The organism is Thalassospira sp. MIT121401 (assembly GCF_047125595.1).
Classification (GTDB): Bacteria; Pseudomonadota; Alphaproteobacteria; order Rhodospirillales; family Thalassospiraceae; genus Thalassospira; species Thalassospira povalilytica.
The window spans coordinates 4,017,625-4,043,577 of the sequence record NZ_CP138926.1 but is presented as its reverse complement, the minus strand read 5'-3'; the positions used below and the strand labels follow the sequence as shown (position 1 = coordinate 4,043,577).

Here is a 25,953-nt window from a genome sequence, read left to right as displayed (position 1 = left end):
TATGACACGTCGTCCGGGCTTGAATATCGGGACATTGTCGCATCTGCGCACCGGCCGTTTTTCGCTATTGATTGCCGCATTGGTGATCAATCTGCTGTCGCTTGCGCTGCCGATTACCCTGCTTCAGGTTTATGACCGTGTCCTGCCGCATAATTCCATACCGACGCTTACTTTGCTGATCCTGGGCGTTCTTGGCGCTCTTTTGATCGAGGCTGTGCTGCGTCTTGGCCGAGCCTATATTTCTTCGTTGTCGGCGGCGAAATTCGAACATGAAAGCTCGCAAAAGGCCGTCGGTCATTTGCTTTCGGCAAGTCTGATCGACTATGACAAAACCGCACCGGGGCTGCATCTTCAGCGTTTGAACAGTCTTAATCTGCTGCGCGATTTCTATTCCGGTCAGGCGATCGGCGCGATTGTGGACCTTCCATTCGTCGTACTGTTTCTGGCCTTGATTGCGGTTATTGGCGGGGTGCTTGTTGCCGTGCCTGTCGGCATATTGCTTGCCTTCTTTCTGACCGCGATGATTTTGGGCCATCAGTTGCGTGCCGCCCTGGACAAGCGCAGCCAGTCTGACGAACGCCGGTATAACTTTATCATCGAGACCCTTACGGGCATTCACACCATCAAGTCGATGGCGATGGAAAACCTGATGGTGCGCCGTCATGAACAGCTTCAGGAACAATGTTCGGGTGATGACCTGATTGCGGCGCGTTCGGCCCATGCGGCGGTCAATGCCAGTGCAACCTTTTCGATGCTGACCATGGTGATGGTTGCCGCGATCGGCAGTGTGCTGGTGATCAATGGTGACCTGACCGTTGGTGGACTTGCGGCCTGCACCATGTTGTCGGGGCGCTCGATCCAGCCATTGCAGCGCGCCATGAGCCTGTGGACACAGTTCCAGAATATCCGTGTTGCCCGTCAGCGCGTCAATGAACTGTTTGAAATCAAACCCGAAGACAGCGCGGTAACCGCGGAAATGCCGCTGCTTGAAGGCAAGATCGAATTGCGCAATCTGGGCTTTTCGCATGCCGACGGAAAGAAGATCTTTGACCGGCTTGATCTGGTGGTTGAACCGGGGGATTCAGTGGCGATCACCGGCGATAACGGGACCGGCAAAACCACATTGCTGTGGCTTTTGATGGGGGCATTGCGCCCTGACAGTGGTGACATATTGCTCGATGGCAAAAATCCGTCTGACTATACGGCGGAATCAACGCGCCGTCAGATCGCCTATCTGCCGCAACATGGCGTGATGTTCAAGGGCACCATTCTTGAAAACATTACCGGCTTCCGCAAGGAAATCGGTGTGGACAGGGTGGTTGAAATTGCCCGTCGTCTTGGCCTTGACGACATTGTCATGCGCATGCCCGAAGGCTATGACACCGAAGTCGGCGGACAGGCATCCGAAACACTGCCGCGTGGCGTGAAGCAGCGTATCGCGGTTGCGCGAGCACTGATTGATTATCCGCGCATCGTGCTGTTTGACGAAGCCAACAGTTCGCTTGATATGGCCGGTGACAACATCATGGCCAGTCTGATGCTGGAACTGAAAAAGCACTGCACCCTTGTCATGGTGTCGCATCGACCGTCGCTGATTGCGCTGGCAAACAAGCAATACCGGATTGTCGACCATCATCTTGTGCCGGTTCTCAAGCGCAGCAATGCCCGCGTTACCCGTGCGGAATCGAACTTCAGTGCACCAGTAGAGACGGGGGCACAATGAAACAGCTCGAAAACATGAACTATGCGCTGGGCTATCGCATGGGAATGGCAAGCATTGATGCCCAGTCGGATTTCGATGCCTGTCTTTGGCCGCTGCTTCAGGCACTTGGCTGGCGCGGGTTGCCCCGCCAGGTCGCAGAAGCCCTGCCGCATCTGGACCAGACGCTTGATATCACCGATTTCCGCAACGTTCTTGCGCATCTGAACTATCAGTCGCGCGAAATTGACGCGACCTTCGATCAGATTGACGAACGCATGATGCCCTGCCTGTTCGTGCCCGATAACGGCACCGCACTGGTGGTCATTCGCCCCGAAGATAACGGTATCCGGGTTTTTGATGGCGGAACGGATCGTGAAATGGTCATCCGGTCGTCTTCGCTGCCGGGCAAGCTCTATCAATTCACGATGGCCGATCGCCGGGCCCGCTATTTCGAAGATGACAAGCGCGGCTGGTTTGGCGGCATTGCCGCACGGTTTTCCTCGCTCGGTTATCAGCTGCTGCTGCTTACGCTTGTTCTCAACATCATGGCACTGGCAACGCCGGTCTTTGTTATGGGCATTTATGATCGGGTGATTGGAACCCGGTCCATTCCGATGCTGATCCAGTTTTCAATCGGGATCGTGATCGTCATGGTTCTGGGCTGGATCCTGCGATCCTTGCGCAGTCAGATCGTCAGTCATTTTGGTGCCCGTCTTGACACGCTGGTCAGTGGCGCGATCTTTGAACGGTTGCTGTCGTTGCCGCCGACCTTTACCGAACGGGCACCGGTCGGGGTACAGATTTCGCGTATTCGCGACTTTGAAAGTGTGCGTGAATTCTTTACCGGGCCGATGGCCATGGTGATGCTTGAAATGCCGTTTGTGCCGATCTTCCTGATTGCCATGTTCTATCTGGGGGGCTGGCTGGCAATCATTCCGATTGTCCTGATGGCGGTCTTCCTGTTGATCGGCGTCATTGCCTTTCCGGTTGTTTCACGCCGGGTGGTCGAGCTTGGCCGTCATGGGGCCAGCCGCCAGGAATTCCTGGTCGAAACGGTCGGCAAGATGTCGGTTCTGAAATATACCGCATCCGAAAAGCGCTGGCTGGCACGGTTCCGCGACATATCGGCCGATACGGCCTATGCCGGGTTCCGGGTTTCGATGGTCAATAATATCATCAACACATCAGCCCAGATCCTGATGATTTCTGCGGGCGCGCTGGTTCTGGCATTCGGTGCGGACCAGGTGATGAATGCGCAAATGAGTGTCGGTGCGCTTGTGGCCTCGATGATGCTGGCCTGGCGTGTTCTGGGGCCGATCAACCAGGCCTTCCTTGGTTTACCGCGTCTGGCACAGTTGCGCGGGAGTGTCCGCCAGATCAACCGGCTGATGAACCTTCAGCCCGAAGGCGATCTTGTGCCGCGTTCGGTCGAACAGCGCCGCTTTGAGGGGGCGATTACGTTTTCGCGCGTCAGTTTCCGCTACAGCTCGGATTCCGATCCGGCACTGGTCGGGGTCAATTTTGACATCAAACCCGGACAGGTCGTTGCCGTGGTCGGGGCCAATGGCGCGGGCAAGTCGTCCCTGATCAAGCTGGTGGCCGGCATGTATCAGCCCCAGGCCGGCGCGGTTCTGATCGACGGGGCGGATATCCGCCAGATGGATCCGCAAACCCTGCGTCAGGCCATTTCCTATGTGCCGCAGGATATCGAATTTTTCCGGGGGTCGATCGCCCAGAACCTGCGTCTGGCCAATCCGGTGGCGTCGCCTGATGACCTGCGCATGGCGTGCATGTCTGCGGGCATTTTGCAGGAAGTCGAAGCCTTGCCCGACGGGTTTGATACCCGTGTCGGTGATCAGCATTCCTCGCGGTTTTCAGCAAGCTTCCTGCAACGGCTGGCACTGGCACGCGCCTTTGTGCGTGAAGCCCCGATCATTTTGTTTGATGAACCGACCAACGGTCTGGACCAGCGCGCCGATCGCGCTTTTCAGCACACAATCAACCGGTTGCGTGGCGGGTCGACCATTTTCCTGATTACCCATCGGCCAAGTCACCTTGATCTGGCCGACCGCATACTTGTTCTTGAAGCCGGACAGTTGCGCGGCGACGGCCCGCCCGAACGGATCAAGCAACAGGTGATAGACGGAGGCTACCTATGAGTGATGCAGCTGTGCAGAATACTGCGATTGAACGGTTCCGCCGGTCCCGTCGCATGGCGCGTTATCTTTCGCATGCCGTGCTGCTTGAAGAAGGCGGTATTTCGGTCTTTATCCGCTCGGCCATGGTGCTGCTATCGGTGGGCTTTCTGGCGCTTGTTGCCTGGGCTGCCACCACCGAGATCAAGGAAACGGCCATTACATTTGGCCAGGTGATGCCAACAGGTGCGGTCAACAAGATCCAGCATCTTGAAGGCGGCATCATCGAACAGATCATGGTGCGTGACGGCGATCTTGTTGAAAAAGGCCAGGTTCTTGTCCGGCTCAAGGCCGACGGCGCGCAGGCCGAACTGTCCCAGACGGAAACCAAGCTTGGCAACCTTCAGCTCGAAGCGGAACGCTATCGTGCGCTTGCCGAAGGCCGCGACCCGGATTTTGCCAGCCTGCTTGCGCAATATCCGGAACTCGCACGCAATCAGCAGGAAATCTATAACATCCAGACCGAACTTGATCGCAACCAGAACGAAATCCTTCAGGTTCAGATCAAGGAACGCAACGCCGAACTTGCCCAGCTCAGTGAACAGGAAGCAACGCTTCGCAAATCGGTTGATTTGCTAAGCCAGGAAGTCACCATGCGCCGTTCGCTTTATGAGCAGGGGCTGAACTCCAAGGTGCTGTTCCTTAATATCCAGCGCGAACTGAACGAAGCCCAGGGCAATCTTTCAGGGGTCGTTGCCGAACAGGCCCGGGCCCGCGAAACCATTGCCGAGGCCAAGCTGCGTCTGAATGAACTTGAAAAAAGCCAGCGCGAAGAAGCAATTACCGAGCTTGGCCGACTGGGCGGTGAAATTGCCCAGACCCGCGAGGCATTGCGCAAATTGCGTGATCGTGTTGCCCGCCTTGAAATTGTTGCGCCCACGCGTGGCTACATCAAGGGCCTGCAATTCACCACGATCGGCGGGGTTATTGCCCCGGCCCAGATCGTGATGGAACTGGTGCCGGTTGATGATGACCTGATTGCGGAAACCCGCATCTCGACCGAAGATATCGGCCATGTCCATCTCGGGCAGCCGGTGACGGTCAAGGTCAGTGCGTTTGACTTTATACGTTATGGTGGTATTTCCGGCGAATTGGTATCGATCTCTGCATCTACTTTTATTGATGAGGAAGGACAACCATATTATAAAGGAAAGGTCGCGCTTGATACCGACATGGTTGGTGAAGGCGCTTCGGCTCAACGGATCATACCGGGCATGACTGTGCAGGCAGACATCCAGACCGGGGAACGTACCCTTCTTCAGTATTTGCTGAAACCTGTGTATGTCTCGCTTGATCAGGCGTTCAAAGAACGATGAGCTTTCATTTGGTCCCGCTGGAAATGCCGAAACCATTTCTACTGCCTGGCCGCACAAAACTCTGGCATGTGTCAGGGTGTCTATACTAAGGTATAGAAGTGTGAGTCGGGTTATACCCGTCTTGCGTTTCACGGAGAATGGGTTAGATGGCGGACGATCCTCGCGATACGGAAAATTCACGCAGTGAAGATATCAGCAGCGTCAATGAGGAAGCGACGCCAGAAGAGCTGATGCGCGTGGAGGAACAGGATGGGGAAAGTAATGAACTGGTCGAACTTCATGACGACCTGAACAATACTGCGCGTCCGCCCGAAGAGGAGCTTGGCTCTGTCCATTATGGCAACCAGGTTTTCAACCCCCAGGCCGAAGCCCAGCAGGCCTTCCGTCGTCAGAATGCCGCGACCCAGCGCCAGGAACGCGTCCAGGCAGAAGAAGCCACCGAAAAACAGTCTATCGCCCAGGCGATAAATGCCGAGATTGAAAACAATCTTGATACGGTCGATGGAACCTTTGATGGTAATCTTGACAGCTTCGGTCATGACGACATTTCGCTGAAATCCGATCCCAGCACGATCGAGCTGCCTGAAATCCCGCTTTCGACCAGCGACACCAACCAGTTGCGTGGTGATCGCGAACAGCCGCGCGGCACCGGCCGCGGCGAACGCGGACCCGATTTCATCCCGTCCGGGGAAGAAGCACCTGCGACCGATGCGGATGCACCCGCCCTTGCAGATGATGCCGCCCAGTCCGAGATCACCGATGAAGCGATCACTGATGACGTGATCGAGGTCGAAAAAGTCGCCGACGCGCCGACACTGTCGGCCGGCAGTGTTACCGGGTCGGAAGACAGCGCCATTTCGCTCAATGTGTCTGCTGCGCTTAATGACCTTGATGGCGGAAGTGAAACACTCTCGGTGGTGATCTCCGGCGTGCCGGAAGGCGCTATTTTGTCGGCTGGTACCAATAATGGCGATGGCACCTGGTCTGTTCCGGCAGGGCAGCTTGGCGGATTGAAAATCACGCCGCCGGAAAATTACAGCGGCAGTTTCAGCCTCACCGTGACCGCAACCAGCCGCGAAGCAAATGGCAGCACCAGCTCGACCTCTTCAAGCTTCACGGTTGATGTTGCCGGTGTTGCCGACGGCGCGACGCTTGATGTTTCGGATGCTTCCGGGCGCGAAGACAGCGCGATTGCACTTGATATCGATACCGAACTTCTCGATGGCAGCGAAAGCATTTCCGTCAAGATTACCGGTGTCCCGGACGGCGCCACACTTTCGGCCGGGACCAACAATGGCGATGGCACCTGGACGCTCAGCCCGGATCAGCTCGAAGGCCTGACCATTACCCCGGCACCGGATTTCAGCGGCGAAATTGACCTCTCGGTCCTTGTCTCGACCACCGATGGCGACGACACCGCCGTTGTGATGGAAGAAATCAAAGTCGATGTCGAAGGCATCGCAGATGCCCCGACGCTCGAGACTTCAAATGCTTCGGGCGCCGAGGATAGCGCGATTGCGCTGAACATCGATGCAGGCCTGACAGATTCCAGCGAGACGCTGACGGTTACCATCTCCGGCGTTCCGGACGGTGCGACCTTGTCGGCTGGTACCGATAATGGTGATGGCACCTGGACGCTGAGTCCGGACCAGCTGGAAGGTCTGACGATCACGCCGGCTGAAGACTTCAGCGGATCGTTTGATCTTGGTGTCACTGCTCAATCAGCTGATGGTAGCGATATCGCAACCACCACCGGATCGATTACGGTTGATGTTGCGGGTGTTGCAGATGCACCGACTTTGGATGTTGCGGATGCCTCTGGCTCGGAAGATTCTGCAATTGCATTGGTCATCGATGCAGGCCTCACGGATTCCAGTGAAGTTCTGACAGTAACGATCAGTGGCGTGCCGGGCGGTGCAACCCTGTCGGCAGGTACTGATAATGGTGACGGTACCTGGACGCTGAACCCGGACCAGCTTGAAGGTCTGACGATTACGCCGGCTGAAGACTTCAGCGGCTCGTTTGATCTGGGTGTGACGGTACAATCTGCAGATGGTGAAGACGTTGCCACCACCACCGGCTCGATCACCGTTGATGTGGCGAGCGTTGCAGACGCCCCGACGCTTGATGTGTCCGATGCTTCCGGCAACGAAGATTCAGCGATTGCACTCGATATCGACGCTGGCCTGACGGACAGTTCGGAAGTTCTGAGCATTACCATTTCCGGAGTTCCGGACGGCGCGACCCTGTCGGCAGGTACGGATAATGGTGACGGAACCTGGACGCTGAATGCGGATCAGCTCGAAGGTCTGACGATCACACCGGCTGAGGACTTCAGTGGATCGTTTGATCTTGGTGTGACCGCAATTTCCGCTGATGGCGATGACGTTGCCACCACAACCGGCAGCATCACTGTCGATGTTGCGGGCGTTGCCGATGCGCCGACGCTGGATGTCACTGATGCCAGCGGCTCTGAAGATTCGGCAATTGCACTCGACATTGACGCTGGCCTGACGGACAGCTCGGAAGTTCTGACGATCACCATCTCCGGCGTGCCGGATGGCGCGACCCTGTCGGCTGGTACCGATAATGGTGACGGCACCTGGACGCTGAACCCGGATCAGCTTGAAGGTCTGACTATCACACCGGCTGAAGATTTCAGCGGGTCGTTTGATCTTGGCGTTACCGCTCAGTCTGCTGATGGCGAAGATGTTGCGACCACGACCGGTTCAATCACGGTTGATGTTGCGGGTGTTGCGGATGCGCCGACGCTTGATGCGAGTGATGCATCGGGTAATGAAGATTCTGCCATCGCACTTGATATTGATGCAGGCCTGACGGACAGCTCGGAAGTTCTGAGCGTTACCATTTCCGGCGTTCCGGACGGCGCGACTTTGTCTGCTGGTACCGATAATGGTGATGGCACCTGGACGCTGAGCCCGGACCAGTTGGAAGGTCTGACGATCACACCGGCTGAGGACTTCAGCGGGTCGTTTGATCTTGGTGTAACCGCAACTTCTGCCGATGGAGAGGATGTTGCAACGACCACGGGCAGCATCACGGTTGATGTGGCTGGGGTTGCGGATGCACCGATGCTGGATGTGAGTGATGCCTCTGGTTCTGAAGATTCAGCAATTGCACTCGACATCGATACAGGTCTGACCGACAGCTCGGAAGCTCTGAGCATCACGATCAGCGGCGTTCCGGACGGTGCAACCCTTTCGGCAGGTACGGACAATGGTGATGGCACTTGGACACTGAGCCCGGACCAGTTGGAAGGTCTGACGATCACCCCGGCCGAAGACTTCAGCGGATCGTTTGACCTTGGTGTAACGGCAACCTCTGCCGATGGCGAGGATATCGCAACCACGACCGGCAGCATCACAGTTGATGTTGCGGGTGTTGCCGATGCTCCGACGCTCGAAGTGTCCGATGCCTCTGGCTCTGAAGATAGTGCCATCGCACTTGATATTGATGCTGGTCTCACGGATTCCAGCGAAGTTCTGAGCGTTACGATCAGTGGCGTTCCGGACGGCGCAACCTTGTCGGCGGGCACGGACAATGGCGACGGGACCTGGACGCTGAGTCCGGATCAGCTTGAAGGTCTGACGATCACACCGGCTGAAGATTTCAGCGGGTCGTTCGATCTGGGCGTGACCGCGACCTCTGCCGATGGTGAAGATGTAGCGACGACAACTGGTAGCATCACGGTTGATGTGGCTGGGGTTGCGGATGCACCGATGCTGGATGTGAGTGATGCCTCTGGTTCTGAAGATTCAGCAATTGCACTCGACATCGATACAGGTCTGACCGACAGCTCGGAAGCTCTGAGCATCACGATCAGCGGCGTTCCGGACGGTGCAACCCTTTCGGCAGGTACGGACAATGGTGATGGCACTTGGACACTGAGCCCGGACCAGTTGGAAGGTCTGACGATCACCCCGGCCGAAGACTTCAGCGGATCGTTTGACCTTGGTGTAACGGCAACCTCTGCCGATGGCGAGGATATCGCAACCACGACCGGCAGCATCACAGTTGATGTTGCGGGTGTTGCCGATGCTCCGACGCTCGAAGTGTCCGATGCCTCTGGCTCTGAAGATAGTGCCATCGCACTTGATATTGATGCTGGTCTCACGGATTCCAGCGAAGTTCTGAGCGTTACGATCAGTGGCGTTCCGGACGGCGCAACCTTGTCGGCGGGCACGGACAATGGCGACGGCACCTGGACGCTGAACCCGGACCAGTTGGAAGGTCTGACGATTACACCGGCTGAGGACTTCAGCGGTTCGTTTGATCTTGGTGTAACCGCAACTTCTGCCGATGGAGAGGATGTTGCAACGACCACGGGCAGCATCACGGTTGATGTGGCTGGGGTTGCGGATGCACCGATGCTGGATGTGAGTGATGCCTCTGGTTCTGAAGATTCAGCAATTGCACTCGACATCGATACAGGTCTGACCGACAGCTCGGAAGCTCTGAGCATCACGATCAGCGGCGTTCCGGACGGTGCGACCTTGTCGGCTGGTACGGACAATGGTGACGGCACCTGGACGCTGAACCCGGATCAGTTGGAAGGTCTGACGATTACACCGGCTGAGGACTTCAGCGGATCGTTTGACCTTGGTGTAACGGCAACCTCTGCCGATGGCGAGGATATCGCAACCACGACCGGCAGCATCACAGTTGATGTTGCGGGTGTTGCCGATGCTCCGACGCTCGAAGTGTCCGATGCCTCTGGTTCTGAAGATTCAGCAATTGCACTCGACATCGATACAGGTCTGACCGACAGCTCGGAAGCTCTGAGCATCACGATCAGCGGCGTTCCGGACGGTGCGACCTTGTCGGCTGGTACGGACAATGGTGACGGCACCTGGACGCTGAACCCGGATCAGTTGGAAGGTCTGACGATTACACCGGCTGAGGACTTCAGCGGATCGTTTGACCTTGGTGTAACGGCAACCTCTGCCGATGGCGAGGATATCGCAACCACGACCGGCAGCATCACAGTTGATGTTGCGGGTGTTGCCGATGCTCCGACGCTCGAAGTGTCCGATGCCTCTGGTTCTGAAGATTCAGCAATTGCACTCGACATCGATACAGGTCTGACCGACAGCTCGGAAGCTCTGAGCATCACGATCAGCGGCGTTCCGGACGGTGCGACCTTGTCGGCTGGTACGGACAATGGTGACGGCACCTGGACGCTGAACCCGGATCAGTTGGAAGGTCTGACGATTACACCGGCTGAGGACTTCAGCGGATCGTTCGATCTTGGCGTTACCGCGACCTCTTCCGATGGCGATGACGTTGCGACCACCACGGGCAGCATCACCGTTGATGTTGCAGGTGTCGCCGATACGCCGACCTTGGATGTCGCTGATGCCTCTGGTTCTGAAGACAGTGCGATTGCGCTCGATATTGATGCAGGTCTGACCGACAGCTCGGAAGCTCTGAGCATCACGATCAGCGGCGTTCCGGACGGTGCGACCTTGTCGGCTGGTACGGACAATGGTGACGGCACCTGGACGCTGAACCCGGATCAGTTGGAAGGTCTGACGATTACACCGGCTGAGGACTTCAGCGGATCGTTTGACCTTGGTGTAACCGCAACCTCTGCCGATGGCGAGGATATCGCAACCACGACCGGCAGCATCACAGTTGATGTTGCGGGTGTTGCCGATGCTCCGACGCTCGAAGTGTCCGATGCCTCTGGTTCTGAAGATTCAGCAATTGCACTCGACATCGATACAGGTCTGACCGACAGCTCGGAAGCTCTGAGCATCACGATCAGCGGCGTTCCGGACGGTGCGACCTTGTCGGCTGGTACGGACAATGGTGACGGCACCTGGACGCTGAACCCGGATCAGTTGGAAGGTCTGACGATTACACCGGCTGAGGACTTCAGCGGATCGTTCGATCTTGGCGTTACCGCGACCTCTTCCGATGGCGATGACGTTGCGACCACCACGGGCAGCATCACCGTTGATGTTGCAGGTGTCGCCGATACGCCGACCTTGGATGTCGCTGATGCCTCTGGTTCTGAAGACAGTGCGATTGCGCTCGATATTGATGCAGGTCTGACCGACAGCTCGGAAGCTCTGAGCATCACGATCAGCGGCGTTCCGGACGGTGCAACCCTTTCGGCTGGTACGGACAATGGTGATGGCACTTGGACACTGAGCCCGGATCAGCTCGAAGGTTTGACCATTACACCGGCGGAAGACTTCAGCGGATCGTTTGATCTTGGCGTGACCGCGACTTCTGCGGATGGTGAAGATGTTGCGACAACCACCGGCTCGATCACGGTTGATGTAACTGGCGTTGCCGATGCTCCGACGCTTGATGTGGCTGATGCCAGTGGTTCTGAGGATTCCGCTATTGCATTGGATATTGACGCGGGTCTTACCGACAGCTCGGAAGTTCTTAGCATCACCATTTCCGGCGTTCCAGATGGCGCGACCCTATCGGCGGGGACAGATAATGGTGACGGCACCTGGACCCTGAGCCCGGACCAGCTCGAAGGCCTGACGATCACGCCGGCTGAGGATTTCAGCGGCAGCTTCGATCTGGGTGTGACGGCTCAGTCTGTTGATGGCGAGGATATTGCTACCACAACTGGCAGCATCACGGTTGATGTGGCGGGCGTTGCTGACGCTCCAACGCTCGACGTGTCTGATGCCTCTGGCTCTGAAGACAATGCCATCGCGCTCGACATTTATGCTGATCTCACGGATTCCAGCGAAGTTCTTGCGGTAACGATCAGTGGCGTTCCGCATGGCGCAACACTGTCGGCCGGGACCGATAATGGTGATGGTACCTGGACGCTGAGCCCGGACCAGTTGGAAGGTCTGACGATTACCCCGGCTGAAGATTACAGCGGTTCGTTTGACCTTGGTGTGACGGCGACCTCGGCGGATGGCGAGGATATTGCGACGACCACGGGCAGCATTACGGTTGATGTTGCTGGTGTTGCCGATGCGCCAACCCTCGAAACTTCGAACGCCTCTGGTTCTGAAGACACAGCGATTGCACTCGACATTGACGCGGGTCTGACGGATTCCAGCGAAGTTCTGAGTGTCACGATCAGTGGCGTTCCGGACGGTGCGACCTTGTCGGCTGGTACCGATAATGGTGACGGCACCTGGACGTTGAACCCGGACCAGCTCGAAGGTCTGACGATCACACCGGCTGAGAACTTTAGCGGTTCGTTTGATCTTGGTGTTACCGCGACTTCAGCTGATGGCGATGACATTGCCACTACCACCGGTTCTATTACGGTTGATGTAGCGGGTGTTGCGGACGCACCGACGCTTGACGTGGCTGATGCCTCTGGTTCTGAAGACTCCGCTATTGCCTTGGATATCGATGCGGGTATCACGGATTCCAGTGAAGTTCTGAGCGTTACCATTTCCGGCGTTCCGGACGGTGCAGCCCTGTCGGCTGGTACTGACAATGGTGACGGTACCTGGACCCTGAGCCCGGACCAGCTCGAAGGCCTGACGATCACGCCGGCTGAAGACTTCAGCGGTTCGTTTGATCTGGGTGTGACGGCACAATCTGCTGATGGCGAGGATGTTGCAACGACGACTGGCAGCATTACGGTTGATGTGGCTGGTGTTGCTGATGCTCCGACTTTGGATGTCGCCGATGCCTCTGGCTCCGAAGATTCTGCCATTGCGCTTGATATTGATGCAGGCCTGACCGATAGCTCGGAAGTTCTGACCATCACGATCAGCGGCGTGCCGGATGGCGCGACCTTGTCGGCGGGTACAGATAATGGCGACGGCACCTGGACACTGACACCGGACCAGTTGGAAGGTCTGACAATCACGCCGGCTGAAGACTTCTGGGGCAGCTTTGATCTTGGCGTGACCGCGACTTCCGCTGATGGCGATGACGTTGCCACCACAATCGGCAGCATCACTGTCGATGTCGCGGGCGTTGCCGATGCTCCGACTTTGGATGTCGCCGATGCGTCGGGCAACGAAGATTCCGCAATTGCATTGGATATCGATGCGGGTCTTACAGATTCCAGTGAAGTTCTCAGCGTTACGATCAGTGGTGTGCCAGATGGCGCGACCCTGTCGGCTGGTACCGATAATGGTGACGGGACCTGGACGCTGAGCCCGGATCAGCTTGAAGGTCTGACGATTACACCGGCTGACGACTTCAGCGGGTCGTTTGATCTTGGCGTTACCGCGACTTCCGCCGATGGTGAAGACGTCGCGACGACCACTGGTTCGATCACGGTTGAAGTTGCAGGTGTCGCAGATGCACCGACGCTTGATGTGTCCGATGCTTCCGGCAACGAAGATTCCGCCATCGCACTTGATATTGATGCAGGCCTGACGGACAGCTCGGAATTTCTAACGATCACCGTCTCCGGCGTTCCGGATGGAGCGACATTGTCAGCTGGCACCGACAATGGTGATGGCACCTGGACGCTAAGTCCGGACCAGTTGGAAGGTCTGACGGTCACACCGGCTGAGGATTTCAGTGGATCGTTTGATCTTGGTGTGACCGCGACCTCTGCCGATGGCGATGATGTTGCGACGACCACGGGTAGCATCACTGTTGATGTTGCTGGCGTTGCAGATGCGCCGACCTTAAATGTGGCTGATGCCAGTGGTTCTGAAGACTCAGCGATTGCGCTCGATATCGATGCGGGTCTGACGGACAGCTCGGAAGTTCTTAGCATCACCATTTCCGGCGTTCCAGATGGCGCGACCCTGTCGGCTGGTACCGACAATGGTGACGGCACTTGGACGCTGAATCCGGATCAGTTAGAAGGTCTGACAATCACACCGGCTGAGGACTTCAGCGGATCGTTTGACCTTGGTGTGACGGCGACCTCCGCCGATGGCGAAGACGTTGCGACGACCACGGGCAGCATTACGATTGATGTGGCTGGCGTTGCCGATGCGCCGACTTTGGAAGTCGCGGATGCCTCTGGCTCCGAAGATTCTGCAATTGCACTTGATATCGACGCCGGTCTGACGGATTCCAGCGAAGTTCTGACCGTAACGATCAGCCGTGTACCGGACGGTGCAACCTTGTCTGCTGGCACCGATAACGGTGATGGTACCTGGACCTTGAGCCCGGATCAGCTTGAAGGCTTGACGATTACACCGGCTGAAGATTTCAGCGGGTCATTTGATCTTGGTGTCACAGCAACCTCTGCCGATGGTGAGAATGTTGCAACCACGACCGGGTCGATCACCGTTGATGTAGCTGGTGTTGCTGACGCGCCGACGCTTGATGTGTCCGATGCTTCCGGCAACGAAGATTCAGCAATTGCATTGGATATCGATGCGGGTCTTACGGATTCCAGTGAAGTTCTGAGTGTCACGATCAGTGGTGTTCCGGACGGCGCGACCTTGTCGGCGGGTACGGACAATGGTGATGGCACCTGGACGTTGAACCCGGACCAGTTGGAAGGTCTGACGATCACCCCGGCTGAAGACTTCTCCGGCAGCTTTGATCTTGGCGTTACCGCGACTTCCGCCGATGGCGAAGATGTTGCGACGACCACCGGCTCGATCACCGTTGATGTCGCTGGTGTTGCAGACGCCCCGACGTTGGATGTGTCTGATGCATCTGGCTCTGAGGACAGCGCAATTGCGCTTGATATTGATGCAGGCCTAGCGGACAGCTCGGAAGTTCTATCGATCACGATCAGTGGTGTTCCGGACGGAGCGACCTTGTCGGCGGGTACCGATAATGGTGGCGGCACCTGGACCCTGAGCCCGGATCAGCTCGAAGGACTGACGATCACACCGGCTGAGGACTTTAGCGGTTCGTTTGATCTTGGTGTTACCGCGACTTCAGCTGATGGCGATGACGTTGCGACGACAACCGGCAGCATCACGATTGATGTAGCTGGTGTTGCTGATGCGCCGACGCTTGACGTGGCTGACGCCAGTGGTTCTGAGGATTCCGCTATTGCATTGGATATCGACGCGGGTCTTACCGACAGCTCGGAAGTTCTGAGCATCACGATCTCCGGCGTTCCGGACGGTGCAACCTTGTCTGCGGGGACTGATAATGGTGATGGCACCTGGACGCTGAGCCCGGACCAGCTTGAAGGTCTGACAATGACACCGGCTGAAGATTTCAGCGGTTCGTTTGACCTCGGTGTTACGGCGACCTCCGCCGATGGTGAAGACGTTGCAACGACGACTGGTTCGATTACGGTTGATGTTGCGGGTGTTGCGGATGCGCCGACTTTGGATGTGTCCGATGCGTCCGGCAACGAAGATAGTGCGATCGCGCTCGATATCGACGCCGGTCTGACGGACAGCTCTGAAGTTCTCAGCGTTACGATCAGTGGTGTTCCGGACGGTGCAACCCTGTCGGCTGGTACCGATAATGGTGACGGCACCTGGACGCTGAATCCGGACCAATTGGAAGGTCTAACGATTACGCCGGCTGAAGATTTCAGCGGGTCGTTTGATCTCGGTGTGACAGCACAATCTGCTGATGGCGAAGACATTGCGACGACCACCGGTTCGATCACGGTTGATGTTGCTGGCGTTGCCGATGCGCCAACCCTCGAAACCTCGAACGCTTCTGGTTCTGAAGATTCCGCAATTGCGCTCGACATCGATGCAGGCCTGACGGACAGCTCGGAAGTTCTGAGCATTACCATTTCCGGCGTTCCCGATGGCGCGACCCTGTCGGCAGGTACCGACAATGGTGATGGCACCTGGACGCTGAGTCCGGACCAGTTGGAAGGTCTGACGATCACACCGGCTGAAGATTTCAGCGGATCGTTTGATCTTGGCGTCACCGCGACCTCTGCCGACGGCGATGATATTGCCACCAAGACCGGCTCGATCACCGTTGATGTGGCGGGCGTTGCCGATGCACCGACGCTGGATGTGACTGATGCCAGTGGCTCGGAAGATTCTGCAATTGCACTCGACATTGACGCTGGTCTTACCGACAGCTCGGAAGTTCTGAGTGTCACAATCAGTGGCGTACCAGACGGTGCGACCCTGTCGGCGGGTACCGATAACGGTGACGGCACCTGGACGCTGAACCCGGATCAGTTGGAAGGTCTGACGATCACGCCGGCTGAGGACTTCAGCGGGTCGTTTGACCTAGGTGTGACTGCGACTTCTGTGGATAGTGAAGATGTCGCGACGACCACGGGCAGCATCACTGTTGATGTGGCGGGCGTTGCCGATGCCCCAACCCTCGAAACTTCGAACGCCTCTGGTTCGGAAGACAGTGCAATTGCACTTGATATCGATGCCGGTCTTACCGATAGCTCGGAAGTTCTCAGCGTTACGATCAGTGGTGTTCCGGACGGCGCGACCTTGTCTGCTGGCACCGACAATGGTGACGGCACCTGGACGCTGAGCCCGGATCAGCTCGAAGGACTGACGATTACCCCGGCTGAAGACTTCTCCGGCAGTTTCGATCTTGGTGTGACCGCAACTTCCGCCGATGGCGAAGATGTTGCGACCACAACCGGCAGCATCACGGTTGATGTAGCGGGTGTTGCTGACGCACCGACCCTTGATGTGTCCGATGCTTCCGGTAACGAAGATTCCGCCATTGCACTTGATATCGACGCAGGCCTGACGGACAGCTCGGAAGTTCTGTCGATCACGATTAGCGGTGTTCCCGACGGTGCGACCCTTTCGGCAGGTACTGATAATGGTGACGGTACCTGGACGCTGAATCCGGATCAGTTGGAAGGTCTGACAATCACGCCGGCTGAGGACTTCAGCGGGTCGTTTGACCTTGGTGTGACCGCGACCTCTGCAGATGGTGAAGACGTTGCAACCATGACCGGCTCGATCACGGTTGATGTAGCTGGTGTTGCTGACGCGCCGACGCTTGACGTGGCTGATGCTTCGGGCTCCGAAGATTCTGCCATCGCGCTCGACATTGATGCTGGTCTCACGGATTCCAGCGAAGTTCTGACGGTAACGATCAGTGGTGTTCCGGACGGTGCAACCTTGTCTGCGGGGACTGATAATGGTGATGGCACCTGGACCCTGAGCCCGGATCAGCTGGAAGGCCTGACGATCACGCCGGCTGAAGACTTCAGCGGATCGTTCGAGCTTGGCGTTACCGCGACTTCCGCCGATGGCGAGGATGTCGCAACCACGACCGGGTCGATCACCGTTGATGTAGCTGGTGTTGCAGACGCCCCGACCTTGGATGTTGCAGATGCATCTGGCTCCGAAGATTCTGCCATCGCGCTCGACATTGATGCTGGTCTCATGGATTCCAGCGAAACGCTGACGGTAACGATCAGTGGCGTTCCGGACGGTGCGACCCTGTCTGCGGGTACCGATAATGGTGACGGCACCTGGACCTTGAACCCGGACCAGTTGGAAGGTCTGACAATCACGCCGGCTGAAGACTTCAGCGGTTCGTTTGATCTGGGTGTGACGGCACAATCTGCTGATGGCGAGGATGTTGCAACGACCACTGGCAGCATTACGGTTGATGTTGCTGGCGTTGCCGATGCACCGACTTTGGATGTGTCCGATGCTACGGGCAGCGAAGATTCCGCAATTGCATTGGATATCGACGCAGGTCTTACGGACAGTTCGGAAGTCTTGTCGATCACGATCAGCGGCGTTCCGGATGGTACGACCTTGTCGGCGGGTACCGACAATGGTGATGGCACCTGGACGCTGAACCCGGATCAGTTGGAAGGTCTGACAATCACACCGGCTGAAGATTTCAGCGGATCGTTTGATTTGGGCGTGACCGCGACCTCAGCTGATGGCGAGGACGTCGCAACCACGACCGGGTCGATCACGGTTGATGTTGCGGGTGTTGCAGACGCCCCGACTTTGGATGTCGCTGATGCTTCCGGTTCGGAAGACAGTGCAATTGCACTTGATATCGACGCAGGCCTGACGGACAGCTCGGAAGTTCTCAGCGTTACGATCAGTGGCGTTCCGCATGGCGCAACCTTGTCTGCGGGTACCGATAATGGCGATGGTACCTGGACGCTAAATCCGGATCAGTTGGAAGGTCTGACGATCACACCGGCTGAAGACTTCTCCGGCAGCTTTGATCTTGGCGTTACCGCGACTTCCGCCGATGGCGAGGATGTCGCAACCACGGCCGGGTCGATCACCGTTGATGTCTCTGGTGTTGCAGACGCCCCGACGTTGGATGTGTCTGATACATCTGGCTCTGAGGACAGCGCAATTGCACTCAACATCGATGCAGGCCTGACCGACAGCTCGGAAGTTCTGAGCATCACCATCTCGGGTGTTCCGGACGGTGCAACCTTGTCTGCGGGTACCGATAATGGTGATGGCACCTGGACGCTGAACCCGGACCAGCTTGAAGGTCTGACGATCACACCGGCTGAGGACTTTAGCGGTTCGTTTGATCTTGGTGTGACCGCGACCTCTGCGGATGGCGATGACGTTGCGACGACCGCCGGCTCGATTACGGTTGATGTAGCGGGTGTTGCGGATGCTCCGACGCTTGATGTGTCCGATGCATCTGGTAATGAAGATTCAGCTATCGCACTCGATATTGATGCTGGCCTTACGGATGCCAGTGAAGTTCTAAGTGTCACGATCAGTGGTGTTCCTGATGGCGCGACCTTGTCGGCTGGTACCGATAACGGTGATGGCACCTGGACACTGAGCCCGGATCAGTTGGAAGGTTTGACGATTACCCCGGCTGAAGACTTCAGCGGCAGCTTTGATCTTGGCGTTACCGCGACTTCCGCCGATGGCGATGACGTTGCGACGACCACGGGTAGCATCACGGTTGATGTTGCTGGCGTTGCTGATGCGCCGACGCTTGATGTGGCTGATGCCAGTGGTTCTGAGGATTCCGCTATTGCATTGGATATCGACGCGGGTCTTACCGACAGCTCGGAAGTTCTGTCGATCACCATCTCCGGCGTTCCGGACGGAGCAACCCTGTCAGCGGGTACGGATAATGGCAACGGCACCTGGACCCTGAGCCCGGACCAGCTTGAAGGTCTGACGATCACGCCGGCTGAAGATTTCAGCGGATCGTTTGATCTCGGCGTCACCGCCCAGTCTGCTGATGGCGAAGACGTTGCGACTACTACCGGCTCGATCACGGTTGATGTGGCTGGTGTTGCCGATGCGCCAACTTTGGATGTCGCTGATGCATCTGGCAATGAAGATTCAGCTATCGCATTGGATATCGATGCGGGTCTTACAGATTCCAGTGAAGTTCTGAGTGTCACGATTAGCGGTGTTCCGGACGGCGCGACTTTGTCTGCTGGGACCGATAATGGTGATGGCACCTGGACCCTGAGCCCGGACCACCTTGAAGGTCTTACTATTACACCGGCTGAAGATTTCAGCGGTTCGTTTGATCTTGGCGTGACCGCGACCTCTGCTGATGGTGAAGATGTTGCGACGACCACGGGCAGCATCACCGTTGATGTTGCCGCTGTTGCTGACGCGCCGTCCTTGAGTGTTTCGATTGGGGAGGGAACGCCAACCGGTGGGGAGACTGGCGGGGGCCAGAACGACTTTGTCGATAATGGCAGTTCCAATCATCAGGGCACCGGTGGCGATGATACATTTGTCATCGACCGTAACCTGAACATGAACGAGAATTTTGATCTGCAGGGCGGTAACGATCAGATCATCCTGAATGGCGATACCAATCTGGGGAACAATATCCGTCTTGGCGATGGCAATGACAGCCTGACAATCAAGGGCGATATCGGCGAGACATCGGCCGTGGATGGCGGTTCGGGTAGTGATGTCCTGTATCTTGGCAAGGCATCCACTTCCTATTCCCTGCAGAACTTCACCAACAATCAGGGCGTCATCAATACACAGATCATTGATCTGGATACCGGCGAAACCCTGACCGTCAATCAGATCGAGGCGATTTCGTTTGGTGACGGCGTCGTGGTCGGAAATGCCGATCTGGTCCAGGCCCCTGAAACAGGTGGCATTTCATATCCGGTAACCATCGAGGCGGCCCTGAATGATGCCGATGGTTCGGAAAGCCTGAGCATTACCATCACCGGGGTCCCTGAAGGTGCGACCCTGAGTGCCGGTACACAAAATGAAGATGGCAGCTGGAGCCTTGATCCTGATGATCTTGAGGGTTTGACGCTGACCACGCCGTCGGACTTTGAAGGCAGCATCGATCTTGTTGTTACGGCGACGGCAACCGACGGTACTGACACCAATTCGGTATCGGTAAGCCGCAGCATCGCAGTCGATGATGTCGCAAATGCCCCGACGCTTGAGACTTCGGATGCTTCGGGCAACGAAGACAGTGCGATCGCGCTTGATATTGATGCTGCCCTGACCGATAGCGCGGAAACATTGACCGTAACGATCTCGGGCGTGCCCGATGGCGCAACCCTGTCGGCCGGAACCGATAATGGTGACGGTACCTGGACCCTAAACCCGGATCAACTTGAAGGCCTGACGATCACGCCGCCGGAAGATTTCAGCGGAACGTTTGATCTTGGCGTCACGGCGACGTCGGTTGATGGCGAAGATGCGGCATCAACAACCGGATCGATCACGGTTGATGTTGCCGGTGTTGCCGATGCACCGACACTTGAGACCGCGAACTCGTCGGGTACAGAAGACAGCGCCATTGCACTTGATATTGATGCGGGCCTGACGGACAGTTCCGAAACATTGACCATCACCATTTCCGGTGTGCCGGAAGGGGCAAGCCTGTCCGCCGGTACCGATAATGGCGATGGCACCTGGTCACTGACCTCAGACGATCTTGAAGGCCTGACGATTACCCCGCCGGAAGATTTCAGCGGCAGTTTCGATCTGGAAATCACGGCAAGCACGCAGGATGGTGTGGATATCGCCAGCGTGACAGACACCGTGATGGTCAATGTCATTGGGGATGCGGATCTGCCGACACTTGATGTGTCCGACGCGTCCGGCAACGAAGATAGTGCCATTGCGCTTGATATTGATGCAGGCCTGACCGACAGCTCGGAAGTTCTAAGCGTTACCATTTCTGGCGTTCCTGACGGTGCGACCTTGTCTGCGGGTACCGATAATGGCGATGGTACCTGGACGCTGAGCCCGGACCAGTTGGAAGGTCTGACGATCACACCGGCTGAGGACTTCAGCGGATCGTTTGATCTCGGTGTGACGGCGACTTCAGCTGATGGCGAAGACGTCGCAACTACGACCGGTTCGATCACGGTTGATGTTGCGGGCGTTGCGGATGCACCGACCTTGGATGTCGCCGATGCCTCTGGTTCTGAAGATAGCGCCATTGCACTCGATATTGATGCAGGCCTGACGGACAGCTCTGAAGTTCTGAGCGTTACCATTTCCGGCGTTCCGGACGGTGCAACCTTGTCGGCGGGTACCGATAATGGTGACGGCACCTGGACGCTGAATCCGGAACAGTTGGAAGGCCTGACGATCACGCCTGCTGAGGACTTCAGTGGGTCGTTTGATCTTGGGGTGACGGCAACCTCAACTGATGGCGAAGACGTCGCAACGACGACCGGCTTGATCACGGTTGATGTGGCTGGTGTTGCGGATGCGCCAACTTTGAATGTCACTGATGCTTCCGGTTCGGAAGACAGTGCAATTGCACTTGATATCGACGCTGGACTGACCGACAGCTCGGAAGTTCTAAGCGTCACCATCTCCGGCATTCCGGACGGTGCAACCTTGTCTGCTGGTACGGACAATGGCGATGGCACCTGGACACTGAGCCCGGATCAGCTTGAAGGTCTGACAATCACGCCTGCTGAAGACTTCAGTGGATCGTTTGATCTGGGTGTGACGGCGATTTCAGCTGATGGCGAAGATGTCGCGACAACCACGGGCAGCATTACAGTCGATGTGGCTGGTGTCGCAGACGCCCCGACGCTTGATGTCGCGGATGCCTCTGGCTCCGAAGATTCTGCGATCGCGCTCGACATCGACGCAGGTCTTACGGACAGCTCGGAAGTTCTGTCGATCACGATCAGTGGTGTTCCGGATGGTGTGACCTTGTCGGCTGGTACCGATAATGGCGATGGCACCTGGACACTGAGCCCGGATCAGTTGGAAGGCCTGACGATCACGCCGGCTGACGACTTCAGTGGATCGTTCGAGCTCGGTGTGACCGCGACTTCAGCTGATGGCGAAGATGTCGCGACGACCACGGGCAGCATCACGGTTGATGTTGCGGGGGTGGCAGACGCGCCGACTTTGACGGTATCGAATGCAAGTGGTGGCGAGGGCAGTGCCATCAGCCTTGCGATTGCAGCAGGGCTGACCGATGCATCCGAAATTCTGTCGGTAACGATTGCCGGTGTGCCCGATGGCGCAAGTCTGTCGGCCGGAACCGATAACGGTGATGGCACCTGGACCTTGTCGGCGTCGCAGCTTTCCGAGCTCAAGATCACGCCCGCAGACAATTATTCCGGCAATTTTGACCTGACGGTGACCGCGACCTCGGTTGATGGTGCTGACAGTGCAAGCATTTCGCAGAACCTTCAGGTTGAGGTCATTGATAACCCGAACGAGACGGTAATTGGCACGGATGGCACCGACCGCATCACGACCGGTGATGGCGATGACTACATCAACGCCAAAAGCGGTCACGACACCATCAGCTCCGGTGGAGGTGCTGACACGGTATATGGCGGTGGCGGCAATGACATCATCGATAGTGGCGACGGCGATGACAGGGTCTTTGGCGGCAGTGGCAAGGACACGATAACCGGTGGTGCCGGTGACGATTACATCAATGCCGGTGGTTCGCATGACACTGTCGATGGCGGTGAAGGCAATGACACCATCTTTGGCGGCGGCGGCAAAGACACGATTACCGGCGGTGCCGGGGATGATTACATCGATGCCGGAAGTTCAAGCGACACTGTTGATGGTGGTGCGGGCAACGACACCATCCTTGGCGGCAGCGGTCATGACACCCTTGATGGCGGTGAGGGCACCGATACGCTTTATGGCGGGAATTCGAACGATATCCTGATCGGGTCGGGCGATGACAAGCTGTATGGCGAATCCGGATCGGATGAAATCCGCTATACGGTCGATCTGACCGGCGAGGGCACGGGCATCATTGACGGGGGCAGCCAGACCGATACCCTGAAGCTGTATCTGACCTCGGAACAGCTTTCGGGCGATGGTGTCCTTGATGCGCTTCAGGATTTGCAGGACCACATTGCATCTGGCGGTGAGGGCAGCCTTACGCTTGAGGCACTGGGTGTTGAAGTCGACAATGTCGAAAATCTTGAAATCTATGTCGATGGCGAACTTTATGACCCGTCAGCAGAAAGCCCGACCCTGTCGGTTGCCGATGCAAGCGGCAATGAAGATACAAGCATTTCGCTTGATATTGCTGCCGGGCTGAATGACAGCACCGAAACGCTGACGATCACGATTTCGGGCGTTCCGGACGGGGCGACTTTGTCGGCCGGAACCGACAATGGTGATGGCACCTGGACGCTGAACTCGGACCAGCTTGAAGGTCTGACGATCACACCGCCCGATGATTATTCCGGGTCGTTTGATCTGTCGGTTACCGCCGTTTCAACGTCTGGTGCTGACAGTACATCAACCAGTGACGTCATCACGGTTGATGTGGCCGGGGTTGCCGATATGCCAAGTCTTGAGGTTGCCGATGCATCGGGCAACGAGGACAGTGCGATCAGCCTTGATATCAGTGCCGGGTTGAGCGACGCGTCCGAAATCCTTTCGATCACGATTTCCGGTGTGCCCGACGGGGCAACCCTGTCGGCCGGAACCGATAATGGTGATGGCACCTGGACCCTGTCGGCAGGCGATCTTGACGGTCTGACCATCACGCCGCCCGATGACTATTCCGGATCGTTCGATCTGAACGTCACGGTGACATCAACCGATGGCAATGACAGTGCAAGTGTCAATGACACCATTACTGTGGACGTTGCCGGCGTTGCCGATACACCAACGCTTGAGGTGTCTGACGCCAGCGGCGATGAAGGCAACAGTGTTCCGCTTGATATTGATGCTGCGGTCACGGACAGCAGTGAAACCCTGTCGATCACGATTTCCGGGGTTCCCGATGGCGCACGCCTGTCGGCCGGGACCAATAACGGCGATGGAAGCTGGACGCTTGGGGCTGCACAGCTGGTCGGGCTGACCATCACCGCGGCAAGCGACTATTCCGGTACGTTCGAACTGACGGTGTCTGTTCAGTCCCGGGATGGTGACGATACGGCAACGACAACGGCCATTCTGGAAGTCACGATCGAAGAACTGGCAGACAGCAACGAAACCCTGTGGGGGACCGATGCCAATGAAACCTTCGAAACCGGTTCGGGCAACGATACCATCGGTGCCGGTGGCGGTCATGACACGGTATCGACCAATGCCGGCAATGACACGATCTGGGGTGGCAATGGCAATGACGTGATCTATGCCGGGGACGGTGATGACAGTGTCACCGGTGATGACGGCCATGATTATATCGATGCCGGTTCCGGCAATGACACGGTGCATGGCGGCGAAGGCAACAACACCATCTATGGCGGTACCGGCAATGATTACATCACGGCCGGAAGCGGTCATGACAAGATCTTTGCCAGCGATGGTGACAACATCATTTATGCCAATGAAGGCAATAACTATATCGAGACCGGTGACGGCAAGGACACCCTGTATGCCGGCAGTGGCAATGACACGATCATTGGCGGCGACGGTGACAACTTTGTCAGTGCAGGCGAAGGTCGCAATGTCGTCTGGACCGGCACCGGGAATGACACGATCAGCAGCGGCTCTGGCGACGACATCATCTATGACGAAGGCGGAGACAACAAAATCTCTGCCGGTGAGGGGCGCAATACCGTCTGGACCGGCGCAGGAGACGACAGCATCAGTGTCGGTTCCGGCGATGACAAAATCTTTGCCGGAGACGGCAACAACACCATCGGTGCTGGCGAAGGTCGCAACTATATCGAAACCGGCAGCGGCAATGACACCATCACGGCCGGCAGTGACAATGACACGGTCTCGGCCGGGTCGGGCAACGACAATATCGACGTTGGCAGCGGCAAAAACACCGTCTGGGGCGGGGATGGCAACGACTCCATCCATGGGGCCTGGGGCGATGACACCTTCCTTGGCGGCGATGGCAATGACATTCTTAATGCCGATGGTGGTGACAACTATTTCGATGGTGGTTCTGGCAATGACACCCTGACCGGGGGCTGGGGCAAGGATACGTTCTATGGCGGGTCGGGCAACGACACACTCGATAGCGGTGGCGGTGACGACAAGCTGTATGGCGAAGAAGGCGACGACACCCTTTCGGGCGGTGCCGGGCGCGATACGCTAAGTGGCGGGGACGGTAACGATCTTCTGCTTGGCGGGGATGACGACGATACGCTGATAGGCGGCATCGGGGATGATACCCTGTATGGCGGCGGCGGTTCGGATCTGTTCATCTTTAATATGGGCGATGGCAAGGACCATGTAGATGGTGGTGCCAACGGCTGGACGACCGATACCATCGAATTGCATGGTGTTGGGGGTGGCCATCTCGATTCGTGTGACTGGACCCTGATTCTTGATGAAGGGACAATCACCGATTCGAAGAAACACTCGCTTGAACTTTCCACCGATTCGTCGGGAACCATCGTCTTTTCGGATGGTTCTGAGTTGACTTTCTCCAATGTCGAACGTATCGAGTGGTAACGAATTCACATTTCGGGTGCCGTCGGGACGAAATCCCGGCGGCATTGCCGGTTTTCTGGGGGGAATCACCCTGTCACGAG

At 57.0% G+C, this 25,953-nt stretch carries 4 protein-coding genes; all 4 read left to right on the top strand.

The window, feature by feature from the left end; translation table 11 throughout:
* Window position 1: 1 nt before the first annotated feature.
* The 4 genes from SIB88_RS18580 to SIB88_RS18565 all read left to right on the top strand — a co-directional run bounded on the left by SIB88_RS18580 (window position 2) and on the right by SIB88_RS18565 (window position 25,873).
* The gene (locus tag SIB88_RS18580) at window positions 2–1,723 is read left to right on the top strand and encodes a peptidase domain-containing ABC transporter (protein WP_068518767.1); all 1,722 of its coding nucleotides are present in this window, start codon (window positions 2–4) and stop codon (window positions 1,721–1,723) included.
* Entirely contained in the window at window positions 1,720–3,861 is a 2,142-nt protein-coding gene (locus SIB88_RS18575) for a peptidase domain-containing ABC transporter (protein ID WP_412558771.1), read from the top strand. Before SIB88_RS18580 ends, SIB88_RS18575 begins: the two co-directional genes overlap by 4 nt.
* The gene (locus tag SIB88_RS18570; protein ID WP_068518769.1) at window positions 3,858–5,213 is read left to right on the top strand and encodes an HlyD family type I secretion periplasmic adaptor subunit; all 1,356 of its coding nucleotides are present in this window, start codon (window positions 3,858–3,860) and stop codon (window positions 5,211–5,213) included. The genes SIB88_RS18575 and SIB88_RS18570 overlap by 4 nt, the downstream gene beginning before the upstream one ends.
* A gap of 146 nt (window positions 5,214–5,359) precedes the next feature.
* On the top strand, window positions 5,360–25,873 hold the full coding sequence (locus SIB88_RS18565) for an Ig-like domain-containing protein (RefSeq protein WP_412558770.1): 20,514 nt from the start codon (window positions 5,360–5,362) through the stop codon (window positions 25,871–25,873).
* Window positions 25,874–25,953 lie beyond the last annotated feature (80 nt).